This is a genomic window from Glycomyces harbinensis (assembly GCF_900101745.1).
GTDB classification, from domain to species: Bacteria; Actinomycetota; Actinomycetes; order Mycobacteriales; family Micromonosporaceae; genus Glycomyces; species Glycomyces harbinensis.
Window position 1 is genome coordinate 264,487 of record NZ_FNAD01000003.1, and the last position, 17,118, is coordinate 281,604.

Genomic DNA, 17,118 nt, shown 5'->3' on the forward strand with positions numbered 1-17,118 from the left:
CCCTTAATCCCGGTACTTCGGGCCCGGCGGGGCGCCCTCGACGGCGAGCGGCCCCTTGAGCCACTTGTCGTAGGCGGCCTGCCAGGTGCCGTCGGCGATGATGGTCTCGAGCGCGCCGTTGACGAAGCGCGCGAGGTCGGTGTTGCCCTTCTGGAAGGCGATGCCGTAGGGCTCCACGGAGAACGCGTCGCCGACGACCTGGAGCGTGGGGTCCTGGACGGCCATGCCGGCGAGGATGGTGTCGTCGGTGGTGATCGCGTCGACGGTGCCCTGCTGGAGCAGGACCAGGCAGTCGTTGAAGTCCGGCACGGTGACCGCCTGGGCCTCGGACTGCTCGGCGATGGTGCGCACCGAGGTCGAGCCGTTCCCGGTGCACACCAGGTGGTCGGCGGTGAGGTCGGCGAGGCCGGTGATGCCCGAGGCCGTGGGGACGAGCAGGCGCTGCCCCGCGTGGTAGTACTCGGCGGAGAACTCGACCTCGTTCCACCGGTCGCAGTTCATGGTCATGGTGCGCACGATGAGGTCGACCCGGTCCTCGTCGAGCGAGGGGACGCGCTCGTTGGAGGTCATGGGCACCCAGCGGATGTTCGCGTCGGCGCCGAGGACCGCCTCGGCGACCGCGGTGGCGATGTCGATGTCGAAGCCGGCGAGCGCGTTGGTCTCGGGGTCGCGGTAGCCCATGAGGTTCGTGGACTGGCTGATGCCGATGCTGATCTGCTCGCCGTCGTCGAGCTGGGCGCGGGCCTGCTCGGCGGTGACGGCGCCGGGGCTGTAGGACGCGAGCGGGTCGCAGCTCTCGTCGACCGGCGCGGTCTCGATGTCGGGTTCGAAGTCGATGCCCGAGGGCAGCGGCGTGGGCACGTCGATGTTCGGCGGCTCCATGTTGGCCGGCCCGGAGCAGGCGGCGAGGACGAAGCAGGCCGCTGCCGCGGCCGCGAGTCGGATCTGGTGTCGAATCATGCGTAGTACTCCGCCACTCGCAGCTGGATGCCGACCGCGGCGCTGATGAGCGCGGCCAGGGACAGGACCGCGAGTCCGGCGGCGGCGCCCGAGAGCGACCGCTGGGCGTCGGCGGTGGCCTCGGCGAACCGGTCGGCGCTGACCTCGGTCGCGGCGGTCAGTTCCTCGTTGAGGGTCCTGAAGGACGCCCACAGGCTCGTGTCGCTGTCGCCGACGGCCATCGCGACGGCGTCGGTGTAGCGGCCCTCCTGGGCGAGTTTGATGACCTCGTCGTGGCCCGAGCGCCAGGTGTCGGCGGCCTCGCGGGCCGCGTCGACGCGCGCGGAGAGCTCGGGGTCGTCGGCGAAGGCGTCGTCGAGCCGGTCGAGGAGCTGCCCGGGGTCGGCGAGCGCGGTCATGTGCGTCTCGAAGCGCTCGGCGGCGTCGGAGTCCTCGCCGCGGGCGATGAGCACGAGGGATTCCTCGGCGCGCGCCTGCTGGGCGGTGATCTCGGCCTCGGCGAGCAGTTCGAGCGGCACGGCGCCCTCCTCGTGGGACCGGTCGGTGTGCCCGGCCGAGGCGAGGGAGGCGAACGCGAGCCATCCGGCGAAGCCCACGAGCAGCAGCGTGGCGCCCACGAGTCCGAGGTTGAACACGCGGTTGGTCTTGCGCGACAGCCACAGCTGGGCCCATACGAGCGTCGCGAGCGCGGCGACGGCGAGGACCGCGGCGGCCCACGGGAACGCCTCGGCGTCCGAGCGCGACTCGTTGAGCTGCTCGAGCGCGTTGTCCTGCAGGTCGTGCGCCGAGGGCAGCATTTCCTCGCGCATGAGCGTGGAGGCCTGCTCCTGGTAGGTCGCGCCGACCGGTTCGCCGAGCCGGTTGAAGGTCCGGGCGGACTCGACCAGACCGGTGTAGACCGGCAGGCGGGCGTTGAGCTCGGCGATGAGCTCCGTGTCGGCGGGGGTCTTCACCTCACCGGAGGCGGTGGCGATCGCGACGGTGGCGTCGCGCAGGGCCTCGCGGTAGGTGTCGTTCATCTCGTCCGAGGGCGTGCCCGCGGTCAGGTAGGAGGAGGTCGCGGTCGCGTCGGCCTGCGAGAGCGCCTGGTACAGCTGGAGCGCGGCCACCGACAGCCGGCCGGACTGGCCGGTGGTCTCCTCGATGACGGCGGACTTCGCGAGGATCGCGGTCATGCCGGTGACGCCGGCGCCGAGGATGAGCGCGGCCAGGACGGCGAGGATGCCGCGCAGCTGCCCGGGGGTGTACCGCAGCGAGGCCAGGGCGCGGTCGAAGCGCCGTCCCGGAGCGGCTCCGGCGGCCGGTGCGGGCGCTTGCGCCTGCGCTGGAGGGGACTGGACGGACAACTACTGCACCTCACTAGTTTCACGTCCCGCGGGGAACCGCGGCGCCAGCGTCGCGCGCACGTCAACGCGGCTGGAGTGTCGGGGGACTCCCACATGGTATCGGCCCGTGGCAACGAACGCGGACTACCGTCGCGCGGCGGTTCGCGCCGTGTCGGCGACGGTACCGTGGGTGCGTGACGAACGACGAACCGATCTCCACAGTGGATGACGAACGCTGGATGGCCCGAGCCGTGGAGCTGGCCGAACGCTGCCCGCCCTCCGACACCGCCTTCAGCGTCGGGGCCGTGATCGTCGCCGGCGGCGAAATGGTCGGCGAAGGCTGGTCGCGCGCCGAGGACCCCGCCGACCACGCCGAGGAGGTCGCCCTGCGCCGGGCCGGGGCCGCCGCGCGCGGCGCCACCGCCTACTCGTCCATGGAGCCGTGCGGGCGCCGCGCCTCCCGGCCCGACCCGTGCGCGCGCCTGCTCATCGACGCGGGCGTCGCCCGCGTCGTCTACGCCCTCGGCGAGCCCCCGAACTTCGTCGACGCGCCCGGCGGCGACGCGATCCTGCGCGAGAGCGGCGTGGTTGTGGCCGTGATGCCCGAATTCAAGGCGGCGGCCGAACGCCCCAACGCGCACCTCCTATAACCTGGGACGTATGAGGCCACTGATCGACGCAGACCAGGCAGCCGCGCAGGCCGGAGCGGTCCGACTGGACGTCCGATGGACCCTGGGCGGGCCCTCGAGGGAAGCCGACTACGCCGCGGGGCACCTGCCCGGCGCCGCCCGGCTCGACCTCGACCGCGACGTCTGCGGGCCCGCCGGCCCCGTCGGCGGACGCCACCCCCTTCCCGAACCCGAAGCGCTGCAAGCGGTCCTGCGGGCCGCCGGGATCGACGACGACACCACCGTCCTCGTCTACGACGACGGCGACCTCATGGCCGCCGCCCGCACCTGGTGGACCCTGCGCTGGGCGGGCCTGGAGGACGTCCACGTCCTGCGCGGCGGCCTCAAGGCCTGGACCGACGCCGGGCTCCCCCTGGAGACCCAGGCGCCCCAACCCCGAGAGGGCGCCGTCACCGTCAGGCCCGGAAGCCTCCCGGTGCTCGACGCCGAGGACGCCGCCGCCTGGGCCGACGAGCGCGAACTGGTCGACGTCCGCGCCCCCGAGCGCTACCGCGGCGAGTTCGAACCGATGGACCCCGTCGCCGGCCACGTGCCCGGCGCGGTCAACCTCTTCCTCGGCGAAGACGACTTCGCCGACGTCGTCCGCCTGCGCGAACGCTACGCACCGCACGCCGACGCCGCGTTCTACTGCGGCTCGGGCGTGGGCGCCGCCCGCACCGCCCTGGCCGTCACCGCGGCCGGACTGCCGACCCCGCCGGTGTACATCGGCTCGTGGAGCGACTGGGTCTCCCAGGGCCGCGAAGTCGCCCGAGGGGAGGAGCGATGAAGGCCGCTCGCGCACTCCTGCCCGCCCTCATGCTGCTCGCGCTGGCCGCGTGCTCCGACGATGAGGAGCCCGCCGAGGACCCGGCGGACACCGCCGCGAACGAGGCCACCGACGCGGCCGAGGAGACCGGCCCGGTCGAACTGGACCTGGCCGACGCCGAGGGCGCGTGCCCGTTCATCGACTCCGCGCTGCTCAACTCGACCACCGGCGAGGACTTCCGGTTCGCCTCCGGCGGGCCGGGCGAGGACGCCGGCGAGGACACGCCGGCGCAGCTGACCTGCGCGGTCCAGACCGGCGAGGCCGCCTACCCGGACCTGACGCTGTTCGTCATCGGCACCGACGCGAGCGTCGAGGTGTACGAGGAGGAGCTCTCCGACGACACCGAATCGGTCGACGACCTCGGCGAGGCCGCCTACTGGATCGTGCACACCGAGGACACCGGCGCGGGACCGGCCCTGGAGATGGGCTGGTACGACGGCGGCACCATCTTCGAGCTGCGCTACACCACGCCCGAGGGCACCGACCCCGCCGCGGTCGAGGGCCTCGTCGCGGGCTTCACCGACCTGTCCAAGGGGATCGCGACCGCGCACGCCGACGCGGGTTAGGACGGGCCCTGACGCGAACGGCGCCGCCGGGCATCGCCCGGCGGCGCCGTCGTCTCCGCGGAACGCGAGCGCCCTCCCCGCCGGGGGTGCGGGGAGGGCGCTCAGGTGCGGAGTCCAGCTCATCGCGTGCCCGTTTCCGTGATCCCACTGCTGGAAGGCGTGCTTCCATGCGGATTGGAAACGTTTGCAACGCTTTGGACAGCCTACTCTGCGGTAGCCGGTGGGTCAATACTCGAGACGAGAAGCCTTCACGGCCGCAGGTCGGACCGCGGTACCCCTGCGGTGCAAGGGGACCGGTCCTACAGGGCCGGGACGGCGAAGATCTTCGCGGCGTCGTCGACCGACAGCCGGATGGTCGCCTCGCCCGAGGTCACCGCGACCTCGCCGTCGAGGCGGTCGATCGCGACCTCGGCACCCGGGTCCACGCCCGCGTCGTGCAGCGAGGCCAGCAGCTCGGGGTGGGTCTGGGCCGATTCGCACAGGCGCGTCACGCGCACCTTCGAACCGGAGGAGACCACGCTCATCGGGCGCTCGTCGGCCTCGTGGCCGACCGTGACGGCCGCGGCGTCGAGCTCCTTGAGACCGGGGATCGTGTTGCCGTACGGCGACCGGGTGGGGTGCTGCAGCAGCTCGTACACGCGCTTCTCGACCGAGTCGCTCATCACGTGCTCCCACTTGCAGGCCTCGTCATGGGCCTCGGTGTAGGACATGCCGATGACGTCGACGAGCAGCCTCTCGGCGAGCCGGTGCTTGCGCATCACCGCGACCGCCTGGCGGCGGCCCTCCTCGGTGAGCTCCAGATGCCGGTCGCTCTTGACGTTGAGCAGGCCGTGACGCTGCATGCGGCCGACGGTCTGCGAGACCGTCGGTCCGCTCTGCTCCAGGCGTTCGGCGATCCGGGCGCGCAGCGCCGGGACGCCTTCCTCTTCGAGTTCGAGGATCGTCCGGAGGTACATCTCAGTGGTGTCGACGAGGTCCGTGGTCACAGCTTCGTTCCTTCACGTTGTCCGCCCGCAGGGCACCGAGCGGGGTGGATCGAGTAGCCGCCAGACCCCCTGTCCGCCTCAATGGTATACGGCCGTCAGGTCCATTAACCACGCAGAGCCGGGGCGAACACCGCGCTCAGGCCACGTAGTCGGCGAGCCGACCCGCGTAGTCGGGCTGGCGGAGACGGTGCAGCGCGTTCTTCTCGATCTGGCGCACCCGCTCGCGGGAGAGGCCGAAGTCGGCCGACACCTCTTCGAGGGTGCGCTGGCGCCCGTCGTCAATGCCGAAACGCAGACGGAGCACGGTCTGTTCCCGCTCGGGCAGCGAGGCCAGCACGTTCGCGATGTGGCGGCGCAGCAGCGCGTACGACACCGCGTCGTCCCCGGCCCGCTCGCGCGGCAGGTGCGCGACCAGGTCGCCCAGCGCGGTCGAGTCGTCCTCGCCGACCGTCTGGTCCAGGCTCACCGGCTCGCGGTCGTAGGACATGAGCTCCAGCACCTTGCCCGGGGTGACGTCCAGCTCGGCGGCGATCTCCTCGTAGCGGGGCTCGCGCCCCAGCTCGACCATGAGCTCCTGGCGCGCCCGGTTCATCCGCTTGATCTGGTCCACCGTGTGGGCGGGCACCCGGATCGTGCGCGACTGGTCGGTCACGGCCCGGTTGATGGCCTGGCGGATCCACCACGTGGCGTACGTGGAGAACTTGTAGCCCTTCTGGTAGTCGAACTTCTCGACGGCGCGGATGAGCCCGAGGTTGCCCTCCTGGATCAGGTCGAGCAGGCTCATCCCGGCACCGGAGTAGCGCTTGGCGACGGAGACGACCAGGCGCAGGTTCGACTCGAGCATTCGCTGCTTGGCCGCGCGGCCCTCGGCCGCGATCCGGGCCAGGTCCGAGCGGAAGTCGGGGTCGGTGATCTCCGAGATGCGGCACTCGGCCATGAGGCCGGCCTCGATGGCCTTGGCGCACTCGACCTCTTCGGAGGCGGTGAGGAGCCGGTGCTTGCCGATGCCGTTGAGATAGGCGCGAACCGGGTCGCCGGAGTATTCGGTCGCGCGCTGCGCCGGTCGCTGAGCCGGTCGCTGACGGATGCTGTCGACAGGTGCCATCGGTTTCGCCTTTCGCTGCGTGCCCCCCGTGCGGGGGGTGAACCCGCACCTCACCCGGCGGGCACCGGGTGTCGGGTTACCAGCTTGCAGCGGATTTCGAGCTTTGCGATCCCCCGGACGGAAGGGTGGCACGAAGTCGGGAGACAGCGTAAGAATTTCGGTTTAGGGGCCTGCCAGCGATACCTGATGGCCACCATCCGTACAACGAAGACCGCCGCGATCGCGATCAGCATCAGCGTCCAGTGACCGATCTGCGACTCCCACCGCGCGCCCACCGACACGATCAGCGCCCCGATCGCGGACGCCATGGCGTAGAAGTCCTCGCGCAGGACCGCCGGGATCTCCTGGACCAGGACGTCCCGCAGGATGCCCCCGCCGATTCCGGAGAGTACACCGACCGTGCAAGCCGCATAGACCGCGAAACCGTATTCGAGGCCCTTCATGGTCCCGATCACCGTGAACAGCGCCAGACCGGCCGCGTCGAGCACCAGCATCGTCGCCCGCATCCGCGACAGCGCCGGGTGAAAGCGGAAGACGAACAGCGACGCCACGACCGCCACCAGCGGATAGCGCCAGTCGGTGAGCGCGAGCGGCTTGGCGTCGATGAGGATGTCGCGCAGCGCCCCGCCCCCGAGGGCGCACAGCACCCCGATGACGACCACCCCGAACAGGTCCAGCCGCTTGCCGACCGCGGCGCTCGCGCCCGAGGCGGCGAAGACCGCGGTGCCGACCAGTTCGGCGACCAGGCTCACCGCGCCGGGGTCGATGTCCAGAGAAGAAGGCTCCACCCGAGCGTTATAGCAGGTGGAGCCGGATCACACGAGTCATCTCGCCGAAGGTGAGAGGGCGGCCGCCTACTTGCGCATCTTCTCGAAGATGTCCTTGCAGTTCGGGCAGATCGGGAAGCGGTCGGGATCGCGCGTGGGCACCCACATCTTCCCGCACAGCGCCTTCACCGGGATGCCGTCGAGCATGGCGCCCATGAGCTTGTCCTTCGGGACGTAGTGCGAGAATCGCTCCTCGTCGCCGTCCTCGTAGGTGTAGTTCGGGTTGGTCTTGGTCTGCTCTTCGAGCAGGGTCGAGCCGGCTCCGTTCGAACCGGCTCCGGTCGAATCAGATCCGCCGGTGGTGGGCAGCTCGCTCACGTCAACTCACTCCTCAATCGCGGGCAAGAGTCCGTCAATCTTGCCACGCTCCCCAGAATATGCGACCCGCGAGCGTCCGCGACTACTCCGAATCGATCATCCGACGCTCGGGCGCCTCGAGCGTCCGGGCCCGCCGCCGGTGCCTGTCGAACCGGCCCGGCTTCTCCTTCGCCAGACGGTCGTTCGCCAGCAGGACCGCCAGCCACGGCAGCACCGCCATGCCGATCGCGCACAACGGCAGCCACACGACCAGGAACGGCGCGTCGAGCATCACCAGGACCCCGCACAGGATCACGAGCACGATCCTGATCGACATCATCACGATGTACCGGGTCGTCCTGATCCGGCGCTCGTCCTCGATCGACATCACCGCATCGGTGATGCTCACTGCCTTGCCGCGCCGAGTCACCCTTCGAGACTACGCCTGGCCCGTACGGCAGGATCGAACGCATGAGAGCAGTGGTCCAGACCGTCAGCGAAGCCGAAGTCACCGTCCAGGGCACCGCCGTCGGCGCCATCGGCGAAGGACTCCTCGTCCTCCTGGGCGTCACCCACGCCGACGGCGACGGCGAGGTCCGCTGGATCGCCGAGAAGATCTGGCACCTGCGGATCATGCGCGACGAGCGGTCAGCATCCGAACTGGACGCGCCGATCCTCCTCGTCAGCCAGTTCACCCTCTACGCCGACACGCGCAAAGGCCGGCGCCCGTCCTGGAACGCCGCCGCACCCGGCCCCGCGGCCGAGCCGCTCGTCGACGCCGTCGCCGCCCACCTGCGCGGACTCGGCGCCCGAGTCGAGACCGGGAAGTTCGGCGCCATGATGGAAGTGCGCAGTGTCAACGTCGGTCCCAACACGATCCTCCTGGAGCGCTGAACGTGACCCCGCTCGCGGCCTAAAATCAACCGGGTCCACCGTCGTCCGAGAGGAGCCCGCATGATCCCGGCCGCCCCACCCGAAATGCTTCCCTCGCTTCGGGTCTGGCAGCGCAAGGCCATGGTCTCCTACCACCGGGGTCAGACGCGCGACTTCCTGGCCGTCGCCACGCCCGGCGCCGGCAAGACCACCTTCGCCCTGCGCATCGCCTACGACCTGCTCGCCGACGGCACCGTCGACACCGTCACCGTCGTCTGCCCGACCGAGCACCTGAAGACCCAGTGGTCCCTCGCCGCCGCCCGATTCGGCATCCAGCTCGACCCCTCCTTCAAGAACTCGCACGTCCACAACGCCACCGACTACCACGGCGTCGTCGTCACCTACGCCCAGATCGGCGCCGACCCCGCGGTCCACCGCCGCCGCACCCTGGCCCGCCGCACCCTCGTCATCCTCGACGAGATCCACCACGCCGGCGACGCCCGCTCCTGGGGCGAAGGCGTCCAGACCGCCTTCGACGAGGCCGAGCGCCGCCTCGCCCTGACCGGCACGCCCTTCCGCAGCGACGACAACCCCATCCCGTTCATCGACTACGACGAGGACCCCGACGGCACGAGGCGCTCGCGCTCCGACGCCCTGTACGGCTACCGGGACGCGCTGGCCGACGGCGTCGTGCGCCCGGTCATGTTCATGGCCTACTCGGGGGAGACGAAGTGGCGCACCAGCGCCGGCGACGAGCTCGCCGTCCGGCTGGGCCAGCCGCTGACCAAGGACCTCACCAGCCAGGCCTGGCGCACCGCGCTCGACCCGGAGGGGGAGTGGATCAAGCAGGTCATCAGGGCCGCCGACCGGCGCCTCTCGTCGCTGCGCGCGGCCGGGATGCCCGACGCGGGCGGGCTCATCATCGCCTCGGACCAGAACAGCGCCCGCTCCTACGCGGGCATCCTCAAGCGCACGACCGGCAAGAGCGCCACGATCGTCCTGTCGGACGACACGGGCTCCTCGGAGCGGATCGCGAAGTTCGCGGAGTCCGATGAGGAGTGGATGGTGGCCGTCCGGATGGTCTCCGAGGGCGTGGACATCCCGCGCCTGGCCGTGGGCGTCTACGCCACGAACGCGCAGACCCCGCTGTACTTCGCGCAGGCCATCGGCCGCTTCGTGCGCTCGCGCCGGCCCGGCGAGACCGCCTCGGTGTTCCTGCCCTCGGTCATTCCGCTGCTGAGCCTGGCGGAGAACCTGGAGGCCGACCGCGACCACGTCATCAAGCTCAAGTCCGCCGACGAGGACCCCGAGCTGCTGCTGGAGCAGGCGCAGCGGGTGCTCAACGAGGGCACCGAGCTGGGCGGGCAGCACGAGACCCTGGAGTCGAGCGCCGAACTCGATCAGGTGATCTTCGACGGCGGCTCGTTCGGCCTGCCGGTGCAGGCCGGGAGCGCCGAGGAGCAGGAGTACCTGGGCCTGCCCGGGCTCTTGACGCAGGAGCAGGTGCACCTGCTGCTCCAGAAGCGCCAGCGCGAGCAGATGGCCAAGCAGAAGAGCGGGACGCGCACCGACGTCGCCGAGCGCCCGGCGGCCGAGCCGGCGATGACGAACGCGCAGAAGCGGCTCAAGCTCCGCAAGCAGCTGAACGCGCTCGTCGGCGCCCGCTCGTTCTCCACGAACGAGCCGCACGGGAAGATCCACGCGAAGCTGCGGTCCTCCTGCGGGGGCCCTCCGAGCGCGCAGGCGACCATCGAGCAGTTGGAGGAGCGGATCGCGACGATCCGCTCCTGGTGAGCACCTGAAGACCGAAGGGCGGCCGGGATACCCGGCCGCCCTTCGGTCCGCACCGCCGAGGCGGCGCCATTCATCGCTTCACGAGAACGTGCTTCACGAAACGTGCGAGGGCCCGAGCGGTCTCCCGCTCGGGCCCTCGTTCCTAAGTCTTCGTGGGCGTCAGTTCTGTGAGGCCATGAGGTCGGTGCCCCGCCACTCGAATTCGGGGTCTGCCGTGAAGTCGATGGCGATCGGCACGAGCTTCTCGGCGAACTGGTTCGCGTGGTGGCCGCAGAAGACGAGGTCGCCGCCTTCGGCCAGGGTCACGCGAAGTTTCGCCGCGGCGCTACACCGATCGCAGCGCTCGCCCGCGATCGGACGTTCCTCCGTCTGGGGCGGGGGCGTCAGGGTGGATGTCATACCAGGTCCTCCGCTGCGTTCGGTCGCTGTGTCTCTGCGACACAGATGGTTACTTACGTCGAACCGTTGATCGGCTCGTTCCGTTCAACGCCTGCACTGTACTACCTCTTCCCGACACTTCCCGACTGAGACTCGGCTCACTCGTTGGGTCGGTCGCGATAGTTGTTCCACACCGTAGCCCACGGAACGGTGATCGACAACCCGGCGTGGCTTTCGGATACCCACCCGTTCGGGTGATACACCCCCGCTCGCGGGCGTGCTCGACCAACCAGTTCGCAAGCGCGGGCGCCGAAAAGCGAGCTTCGCGCCGCTAGTCGAGGTAGTCGCGCAGGACCTGAGAGCGGGACGGGTGTCGCAATTTGGACATCGTCTTCGACTCGATCTGGCGGATCCGCTCGCGGGTGACGCCGTAGACCTGTCCGATCTCGTCCAGGGTCCGCGGCTGGCCGTCGGTGAGGCCGAAGCGCAGTCGCACGACGCCGGCCTCGCGCTCGGAGAGGGTCTGCAGCACCTGCTGGAGCTGGCCCTGGAGGAGCGAGAAGGAGACGGCGTCGACGGCCACAATGGCCTCGGAGTCCTCGATGAAGTCGCCGAGCTGGCTGTCGCCCTCGTCGCCGATGGTCTGGTCGAGGCTGATCGGCTCGCGCGCGTACTGCTGGATCTCGAGGACCTTCTCCGGGGAGATGTCCATCTCCTTGGCCAGCTCGTCGGGGCTGGGCTCGCGGCCGAGGTCCTGAAGAAGCTCACGCTGTATGCGGCCGAGCTTGTTGATGACCTCCACCATGTGGACTGGTATACGGATGGTCCTCGCCTGGTCGGCCATGGCCCTGGTGATGGCCTGGCGGATCCACCAGGTGGCGTACGTGGAGAACTTGTAGCCCTTGGTGTAGTCGAACTTCTCGACGGCGCGGATGAGCCCGAGGTTGCCCTCCTGGATCAGGTCCAGGAACGCCATGCCGCGGCCGGTGTAGCGCTTCGCGAGCGAGACGACGAGGCGGAGGTTCGCCTCCAGGAGGTGGTCCTTGGCGCGGTCGCCGTCGCGGATGATCCACTCGAGGTCCCGGCGCATCTGCGTGGGGATCTCGCCGCCGCCCTCTTTGAGCTGCTTGAGGCGCTCGACGGCGTACAGGCCGGCCTCGATGCGCTTGGCGAGTTCGACTTCCTGGGCCGCGTTGAGGAGCGGCACCTTGCCGATCTGCTTGAGGTAGGCGCGGACGGAGTCGGCCGAGGCGGTCATCTCGGCGTCCTTGCGGGCCTGCTTGAGCGCTTCGGAGTCCTCCTCGTCCCACTCGAAGCCGTCTTCCTCGTCGCCGTCCTCGCCGTCCTTCTTGGACTTGCGGCCGGCGGTCGCCTTCTTCGCGGCCTTCTTGCGGGTGGCCTTCTTGGCGGGGGCCGCGGCCGCGGCTTCGGCGAGGGCGTCCTCGTCGGCGGCGGCCAGGGCGGCCTCGTCGGGCTCCTCGCCGTCGGCGGGCTTCGCGGCGGCCTTCTTGACGGCCTTCTTGGCGACGGCCTTCTTCGCGGTCTTCTTGGCCGCCTTCTTGACCGGGGTCTCGTCCTCGGCGCCGTCGCCGGCGGAGGGGACGGCCTTCTTGGCGGTCGTCTTCTTCACCGCGGTCTTCTTGGCGGCCTTGGCGGTGGTGGTGCGCGAGGAGGTGGCGGTGCGGGCGGCGGGGACGCGCTTGCGCGTGGAGGGGGAACCGTCCACGACCACGGTGACGTCGGCCTCGGCGAGCGCGCGGAGGACCTTCTTGCCTTCGGCGGGGGAGGCCTGAACCGACTCGAGGACCTGAGCGACTGTCGCGGACGTCAGCTGCCCGTTGCTCTCTCGGGCCAGAGCGAGCAGCGAGTCGGTCAAGGAATTGACGTCTGTGCCGGTGGGACGTGCGTCAGTCACGAGCAACCTTCCGAGGCAATGGCGGGCACGGCGCAGCCGGGCTCCATGGCGGGTGAGCGTTGGATATTGGGTCGGCAGCCCAGGTCGGCACACGACCGGGCAGGCGTGAATTGTAGCGCCGAAAATCGCTATCGGCCCGTCCGTGGTGCTGTTTCGAGCTGTGTTTCCGCATTTTCAGTTTCAGTGTCGCGAGCCGGGGGCGGCGGCTGCCTATTCTACCGTGCAGGTGCCCTCGGGTGCCTCGATGCTGCCGCTCTGCGCGAAAGACTGGCGTGCGTCGGAGGTGGAGCGGACCTCCGCGAACTCGTCTCCGAGGATGATCGTGATGGGCTTGTCCCAGTCGAGTGAGAACTCCTGTCGGCCGCCGAGGAAGTACGCGTGGACGTGCACTCCGGCCGCGAACTGCGCGGGCCCGAAGAATACGACCGCGGGCTCGTCGACCTTCTCGTCGGTGTCGCCCACATCGGTGACGATGAATCCGCGGTCCTCGAGTTGCGCGGCGGCCTGCTCGCCCAGTCCGGTGCGGTCGGTGCCGTTGAGGACGACCACTTCGATCTCCGAGGGGTCGGGAATGGGCGCGGTCTTGATCTCGACGGCGCCGGGCTCGCAGTCGGAACTCGCCGACAGTTGCGAGTCGTTGCGAATCGCCCACACGGTGATCAGCCCCGCGACCAGTGCCAATGCGCACAATACCGTCAAAGCGCGGATACGAGCGATACGCACGGCTGCCTCCCCGAAATCTCCAGAACAGAGCGAACTGATGTCTGGCTCTTAGACGAGCCGACGCCCCGCAAACGTTGCCATGGAGAGGCTATCGTGCGCGAGACGTCTCCGTGGGCGAGAGGCGGTACACTCGCGGCCCTCGCCACGGAAGTGTTCTTCGCCACAATAGGGATGAAAAAGCGAGGGGCATCGTGTATAGGAATGGACTGCACGCGGTAAGGTACGCCGCCTGCAGGGACGGAACCGAACCCGCCAGGAACCCGAGCCGAGCCGCTGTGTCACCCAAGCACTCCAGCGGCACCCGTCGCGCTAGGTTCCGGAACCACAGAAGCAACCAATGGGAGTGGAAAACGATGGCAACCGACTACGACGCCCCGCGCCGGGACAAGGAAGAGAACACCGGCCCCGACGGCATCGAGGCCCTCGCCAAGGGCCGGACCGATCAATCGGGGTCGGTGGACGTCGACGAAGCCGAGGTGGCCGAGAACTTCGAGCTGCCCGGCGCCGACCTCGGCGACGAGGAGCTTTCGGTCAAGGTCCTGCCGATGCAGCAGGACGAGTTCCGATGCTCCAGCTGCTTCCTGGTCCACCACCGCAGCCAGTTCGCCAAGGAGAAGAACGGGCAGCCCATCTGCAAGGACTGCGCGTAGGCACTGAACGAACCCCTCAGACGGCGCACGGCTCGCGGGTCCGCCCGCGGGCCGTCTCGCTGTCCGGGGTCAGCCCCGCGGGCCGCTGGGGGACGCTGAGCGGCCTTCGAGCGCTGGCGCCAGGGCGTCCCGGAGCCGCTCGGGGCGCCGGGAGGCGATGACCCACGACGGGGTCGGATCCTCGGGGTCGTCCAGGACGATCCGCAAGCCGCGGTTGATCCACGGCCGCTGGACGACGAACGTCAGCGGGTGCAGGGCGACGCCCAGGGCGTCGGAGTACGCGACCGGCTCCAGGACCTCGATCTCGGCGACCGCCGACATCGGCAGCATCGCGTCGTCGACGTGGAGCCACACCTCGCCGTCGGCCTCGACCACGCTCACCCGCAGGCGGCTCAGCCACCACGCGCCCACGACGGGCGCGACCAGGATCACCAGACTCGCGGTCACCCGCCACCAGCGCATGTCGCCCAGGTTGGACAGGGCCGCGGCGATCACCGCAATGACGATCACGGCCAGCCATCCCGCCAATGGCAGCGTCATGCGCTCGGCGTACCGTTCCCCACTCCTCATATCTGAGACCATAACCCCGGCTCGGCGAACGCATACCGGGCCGTACGGCGACAGTGACGGTGGAAGCCGGGGCGGAGCCGTAAATTTGCGGGCTCGGCGAACGCATACCGAGCCGCGCGGTCACCGTGACGGTGGAAGCCGGGGCGAAGCCGTAAATTTGCAGAGTCTCGGCGAGGCCCATCGGCTCGCCCGTGCGAGTGAGAGGAACCATCGACGATGAGCACCGACGCCAACGGCGCTGAAGTCCCGGTCGCCATCCGGCGGCTCGACCCCGGCCTGCCGCTGCCCGCGTACGCCCACCCCGGCGACGCCGGCGCCGACCTCTACGCCGCCGAAGGCGTCGAGCTCGCCCCCGGCCAGCGGGCGCTCGTGGGCACCGGCGTGGCCGTGGCGATCCCCGACGGGCACGTCGGCTACACCAATCCGCGCTCGGGACTGGCCCACCGGCTCGGCGTCACCATCGTCAACGCCCCCGGCACGATCGACGCCGGATACCGCGGCGAGATCAAGATCAACCTCGTGAACCTCGACCCGGAGCGGACCGCCGTCATCGAACGCGGAGACCGTGTCGCACAATTGGTAGTCCAACCGGTTGTGCGAGCCCGTTTCACCGAGGTCGACGACCTCGCGCCGACGCAGCGCGGCGCGAGCGGCCACGGTTCCACCGGCGGGCACCGCCGACTTGCAGAGGAGAGCGAACGTGTTTAAGCGGCGACGGTCGTCGAAGAAGCAGCGTCCCGCCGAGGGCGCGGTCCTCGACTCTTTGGCCGAGAGCGGCGAAGAGTACGAGCACGAGGTCACCGAGGGCCCCTACGACGTCGCCGACGCCCCCGAGGACGACATCCGGCGCATCGACCTGGGAGCGATCCGCCTGCCCGTCCCCAAGGGCGTGGGCTTCCAGGCGCAGACCGACGCCAAGGGCAACATCAGCCAGGTCCTGCTGACCACCGGCTCCTCCGCGCTCCAACTGCTCGTGCGCGCCGCGCCCCGCAGCGAGGGCATCTGGCCCGAGTTCCGCCAGGAGCTCACCGCCCAGGTCACCGGCCAGGGCGGGCAGGTCGAAGAGGTCGAGGGCCGCTGGGGCACCGAGCTCATCGCCAAGGTCGCCTCCAAGAAGGGCACCAACTCGGTGCGCTTCTGCGGCCTCGACGGCCCCCGCTGGTTCGTGCAGGCCACCTTCCAGGGCCAGCGCGCCCTCGACGAGTCGGCCGCCCCCGAACTCGACGAGGCGCTGCGCAACCTCGTCATCGACCGCGGATCGACCGCGATGCCGGTGCGCGAGCCCCTGCCGCTGAAGCTCCCGCCGAAGATGGCCGAGGAGGCCGCCGCCCGCATCGCCCAGCGCAAGGCCGAGGGCGGCGACGGCAACCGCGCCATCATCGCGGCCGGGGACACCCCCAAGCCGCAGGTGCGCCGCAAACCCTCGCCGCGTCCCAAGCGGTAAGCGCCGACGCGACATGGCGCGGGCGGTGCGCGAGGCCGGAACGGGCTCCCGGCGTCTCCAGGGCTGGCTCAGGCGCCTCGCCGTGCCCTCCCAGGAGCTGTTCGCCGAGGAGATCCGGCGCGAGTCGGATCTGGGCGCGGCGCCGATCGACCAGGTGCGGGCCCGCGAGCTCGCCGTGGTCGCCGGCCGCCTCAAGACCGTGGTGCTGCGCACCGACGGGCGCTCGCCCTCGGTGGAGGCCGAGTTGTTCGACGGCACCGGTCAGGTCGCATTGGTCTGGATGGGCCGACGGCGTATCGTGGGCCTGGAGGCCGGTACCAGGCTCGTCGCTCGCGGCCGCGTGGCCCAGCTGGGCGACGGACGCCTCGTCATCTACAACCCGACCTACGAACTGCGCCCCTGAGCGCGGACCAGCCGACGAACTGGAAGGCCCGCATTGAGCACCGAGACGCCGACACGCAAGCCGGACCCCGATCCCGGCGAGGCCAGGGACGACGACGAGCTGCCGCCGTTCACCGAGCAGCTCTCGCAGCAGCTCGGCGGCGTCAAGGGCGTGGTCGAGGCCGCCGTGCCGATCACCCTGTTCGTGGTGCTCAACCCGATCCTGCCCGATCAGATGGGGCCGCTCAGCGGCCTCCAGTGGGCGATCATCTTCTCCGCCGCCAGCGCGCTGGGGATCGCGGCCTGGCGCGCGATGCGCAAGGAGCCGATCCGCCACGCGCTCAACGGCCTGTTCGGCATCGCGCTGGGCGCATTCCTGGCCTGGCGCTCGACGGACGCGCGCGACTTCTACCTGCCCGGGATCATCCAGGGCGCGATCTACGGCGTGCTGCTCATCGTCTCGGCGCTCATCCGCCACCCGATCATCGGCTGGATCTACGCCGTGGTCGCCCAGGGCGGCAAGAAGGAGTGGCGGGACAACAAGCCGCTGGTCGACGTCCTCAGCCGGATCACGATCCTGTGGGGGATCGTGTTCATCGCCAAGAACGCCCTGCGGATCTGGCTGTGGCGCATCGACGCCGAGAACGCGCTGGGCCTGGTGACCCTCTTCGGCGGGTGGCCGGTCACGATCGCGCTGACGGCGCTGACGATCTGGGCGGTGCGACGCCGCATGCGGACCGTCGAAGCGGACGCCGAGACGGCGCCCGCTTAAGGACTTGTAGCGGGAAGCGGCGCGGAGCCTCGGCTCCGCGTCGCTTCCGTGTCCGCCG

General features: G+C 70.2%; 21 protein-coding genes. 10 read left to right on the forward strand and 11 right to left on the reverse strand.

Going from position 1 to position 17,118, the window contains the following annotated elements:
• Window positions 1–3 precede the first annotated feature (3 nt).
• Both BLQ63_RS07345 and BLQ63_RS07350 read right to left on the reverse strand, forming a co-directional pair.
• Window positions 4–960 carry a glutamate ABC transporter substrate-binding protein gene (locus BLQ63_RS07345; protein WP_091031002.1) on the reverse strand — a complete coding sequence of 319 codons (957 nt, stop codon included), beginning with the start codon at window positions 958–960 and terminating at the stop codon, window positions 4–6.
• The gene (locus tag BLQ63_RS07350; RefSeq protein WP_091031005.1) at window positions 957–2,306 is read right to left on the reverse strand and encodes a CHASE3 domain-containing protein; all 1,350 of its coding nucleotides are present in this window, start codon (window positions 2,304–2,306) and stop codon (window positions 957–959) included. Before BLQ63_RS07350 ends, BLQ63_RS07345 begins: the two co-directional genes overlap by 4 nt.
• A gap of 173 nt (window positions 2,307–2,479) precedes the next feature.
• Between BLQ63_RS07350 and BLQ63_RS07355 the strand changes: the two genes are divergently transcribed.
• From BLQ63_RS07355 to BLQ63_RS07365, 3 genes are read left to right on the forward strand one after another with little or no spacing between them, the layout of a single operon-like run.
• Entirely contained in the window at window positions 2,480–2,935 is a 456-nt protein-coding gene (locus tag BLQ63_RS07355) for a deaminase (protein WP_218125114.1), read from the forward strand.
• Window positions 2,936–2,945: 10 nt separating this feature from the next.
• Window positions 2,946–3,740, forward strand: a complete 795-nt coding sequence (locus BLQ63_RS07360) for a sulfurtransferase (protein WP_091031012.1) — start codon at window positions 2,946–2,948, stop codon at window positions 3,738–3,740.
• Window positions 3,737–4,345, forward strand: a complete 609-nt coding sequence (locus tag BLQ63_RS07365) for a hypothetical protein (RefSeq protein WP_091031015.1) — start codon at window positions 3,737–3,739, stop codon at window positions 4,343–4,345. Before BLQ63_RS07360 ends, BLQ63_RS07365 begins: the two co-directional genes overlap by 4 nt.
• Window positions 4,346–4,644: 299 nt before the next feature.
• Here the strand turns inward: BLQ63_RS07365 and BLQ63_RS07370 are convergent, their stop codons facing one another.
• From BLQ63_RS07370 to BLQ63_RS07390, 5 genes are all read right to left on the reverse strand, one after another.
• On the reverse strand, window positions 4,645–5,331 hold the full coding sequence (locus tag BLQ63_RS07370) for a metal-dependent transcriptional regulator (protein ID WP_091031018.1): 687 nt from the start codon (window positions 5,329–5,331) through the stop codon (window positions 4,645–4,647).
• A 136-nt stretch (window positions 5,332–5,467) separates the two neighbouring features.
• Window positions 5,468–6,436, reverse strand: a complete 969-nt coding sequence (locus BLQ63_RS07375) for a sigma-70 family RNA polymerase sigma factor (RefSeq protein WP_091031021.1) — start codon at window positions 6,434–6,436, stop codon at window positions 5,468–5,470.
• Window positions 6,437–6,486: 50 nt separating this feature from the next.
• Window positions 6,487–7,224 carry a trimeric intracellular cation channel family protein gene (locus BLQ63_RS07380; RefSeq protein ID WP_245680883.1) on the reverse strand — a complete coding sequence of 246 codons (738 nt, stop codon included), beginning with the start codon at window positions 7,222–7,224 and terminating at the stop codon, window positions 6,487–6,489.
• Window positions 7,225–7,290: 66 nt separating this feature from the next.
• Window positions 7,291–7,572 carry a DUF3039 domain-containing protein gene (locus BLQ63_RS07385; protein WP_091031575.1) on the reverse strand — a complete coding sequence of 94 codons (282 nt, stop codon included), beginning with the start codon at window positions 7,570–7,572 and terminating at the stop codon, window positions 7,291–7,293.
• 91 nt (window positions 7,573–7,663) lie between these two features.
• Window positions 7,664–7,969: a DUF3099 domain-containing protein gene (locus BLQ63_RS07390; RefSeq protein WP_245680885.1), complete on the reverse strand. Its 306-nt coding sequence runs from the start codon at window positions 7,967–7,969 to the stop codon at window positions 7,664–7,666.
• Window positions 7,970–8,031: 62 nt separating this feature from the next.
• Between BLQ63_RS07390 and dtd the strand changes: the two genes are divergently transcribed.
• Both dtd and BLQ63_RS07400 read left to right on the forward strand, forming a co-directional pair.
• Window positions 8,032–8,454, forward strand: a complete 423-nt coding sequence (gene dtd, locus BLQ63_RS07395) for a D-aminoacyl-tRNA deacylase (RefSeq protein WP_091031023.1) — start codon at window positions 8,032–8,034, stop codon at window positions 8,452–8,454.
• Between the two features lie 60 nt (window positions 8,455–8,514).
• On the forward strand, window positions 8,515–10,227 hold the full coding sequence (locus tag BLQ63_RS07400) for a DEAD/DEAH box helicase (protein WP_091031026.1): 1,713 nt from the start codon (window positions 8,515–8,517) through the stop codon (window positions 10,225–10,227).
• 159 nt (window positions 10,228–10,386) lie between these two features.
• Here the strand turns inward: BLQ63_RS07400 and BLQ63_RS07405 are convergent, their stop codons facing one another.
• From BLQ63_RS07405 to BLQ63_RS07415, 3 genes are all read right to left on the reverse strand, one after another.
• A complete protein-coding gene (locus BLQ63_RS07405) occupies window positions 10,387–10,626 on the reverse strand; it encodes a DUF7455 domain-containing protein (RefSeq protein ID WP_030162469.1) in 240 nt (79 codons plus the stop codon).
• 310 nt (window positions 10,627–10,936) lie between these two features.
• Window positions 10,937–12,520 carry an RNA polymerase sigma factor gene (locus BLQ63_RS07410; protein ID WP_091031029.1) on the reverse strand — a complete coding sequence of 528 codons (1,584 nt, stop codon included), beginning with the start codon at window positions 12,518–12,520 and terminating at the stop codon, window positions 10,937–10,939.
• A 210-nt stretch (window positions 12,521–12,730) separates the two neighbouring features.
• On the reverse strand, window positions 12,731–13,243 hold the full coding sequence (locus BLQ63_RS07415) for a LytR C-terminal domain-containing protein (RefSeq protein WP_177154819.1): 513 nt from the start codon (window positions 13,241–13,243) through the stop codon (window positions 12,731–12,733).
• Window positions 13,244–13,596: 353 nt separating this feature from the next.
• Here BLQ63_RS07415 and BLQ63_RS07420 point away from each other — a divergent pair, with 353 nt between their 5' ends.
• Entirely contained in the window at window positions 13,597–13,893 is a 297-nt protein-coding gene (locus BLQ63_RS07420; protein WP_091031036.1) for a DUF4193 domain-containing protein, read from the forward strand.
• A gap of 69 nt (window positions 13,894–13,962) precedes the next feature.
• Here BLQ63_RS07420 and BLQ63_RS07425 read toward each other — a convergent pair whose 3' ends face one another.
• Window positions 13,963–14,463, reverse strand: coding sequence for a DUF3093 domain-containing protein (locus BLQ63_RS07425; protein ID WP_218125115.1), 501 nt, complete (start codon window positions 14,461–14,463; stop codon window positions 13,963–13,965).
• A gap of 216 nt (window positions 14,464–14,679) precedes the next feature.
• On the opposite strand from BLQ63_RS07425, the gene dut reads away from it, so the two are divergent.
• Genes dut through BLQ63_RS07445 form a run of 4 tightly spaced genes read left to right on the forward strand, consistent with a single transcriptional unit; the run spans window position 14,680 to window position 17,060 of the window.
• Window positions 14,680–15,171 (forward strand): dUTP diphosphatase, encoded by a 492-nt coding sequence (dut, locus tag BLQ63_RS07430; protein ID WP_091031042.1) that lies wholly within the window; start codon window positions 14,680–14,682, stop codon window positions 15,169–15,171.
• Window positions 15,164–15,907 carry a DUF3710 domain-containing protein gene (locus BLQ63_RS07435; RefSeq protein ID WP_177154820.1) on the forward strand — a complete coding sequence of 248 codons (744 nt, stop codon included), beginning with the start codon at window positions 15,164–15,166 and terminating at the stop codon, window positions 15,905–15,907. The genes dut and BLQ63_RS07435 overlap by 8 nt, the downstream gene beginning before the upstream one ends.
• 25 nt (window positions 15,908–15,932) lie before the next feature.
• Complete coding sequence (locus BLQ63_RS07440) at window positions 15,933–16,310, forward strand: OB-fold nucleic acid binding domain-containing protein (RefSeq protein ID WP_218125116.1); 378 nt, start codon at window positions 15,933–15,935, stop codon at window positions 16,308–16,310.
• Window positions 16,311–16,343: 33 nt separating this feature from the next.
• A complete protein-coding gene (locus BLQ63_RS07445; protein WP_091031051.1) occupies window positions 16,344–17,060 on the forward strand; it encodes a DUF3159 domain-containing protein in 717 nt (238 codons plus the stop codon).
• The last annotated feature ends 58 nt before the right edge of the window (window positions 17,061–17,118 follow it).

Coding starts and splice junctions, on each gene's coding strand:
- BLQ63_RS07345 (WP_091031002.1), bottom strand. CDS start 960: ATGATTCGACACCAGATCCGACTCGCGGCCGCGGCAGCGGCCTGCTTC.
- BLQ63_RS07360 (WP_091031012.1), top strand. CDS start 2,946: ATGAGGCCACTGATCGACGCAGACCAGGCAGCCGCGCAGGCCGGAGCG.
- BLQ63_RS07365 (WP_091031015.1), top strand. CDS start 3,737: ATGAAGGCCGCTCGCGCACTCCTGCCCGCCCTCATGCTGCTCGCGCTG.
- BLQ63_RS07375 (WP_091031021.1), bottom strand. CDS start 6,436: ATGGCACCTGTCGACAGCATCCGTCAGCGACCGGCTCAGCGACCGGCG.
- dtd (WP_091031023.1), top strand. CDS start 8,032: ATGAGAGCAGTGGTCCAGACCGTCAGCGAAGCCGAAGTCACCGTCCAG.
- BLQ63_RS07400 (WP_091031026.1), top strand. CDS start 8,515: ATGATCCCGGCCGCCCCACCCGAAATGCTTCCCTCGCTTCGGGTCTGG.
- BLQ63_RS07405 (WP_030162469.1), bottom strand. CDS start 10,626: ATGACATCCACCCTGACGCCCCCGCCCCAGACGGAGGAACGTCCGATC.
- BLQ63_RS07420 (WP_091031036.1), top strand. CDS start 13,597: ATGGCAACCGACTACGACGCCCCGCGCCGGGACAAGGAAGAGAACACC.
- BLQ63_RS07425 (WP_218125115.1), bottom strand. CDS start 14,463: ATGAGGAGTGGGGAACGGTACGCCGAGCGCATGACGCTGCCATTGGCG.
- dut (WP_091031042.1), top strand. CDS start 14,680: ATGAGCACCGACGCCAACGGCGCTGAAGTCCCGGTCGCCATCCGGCGG.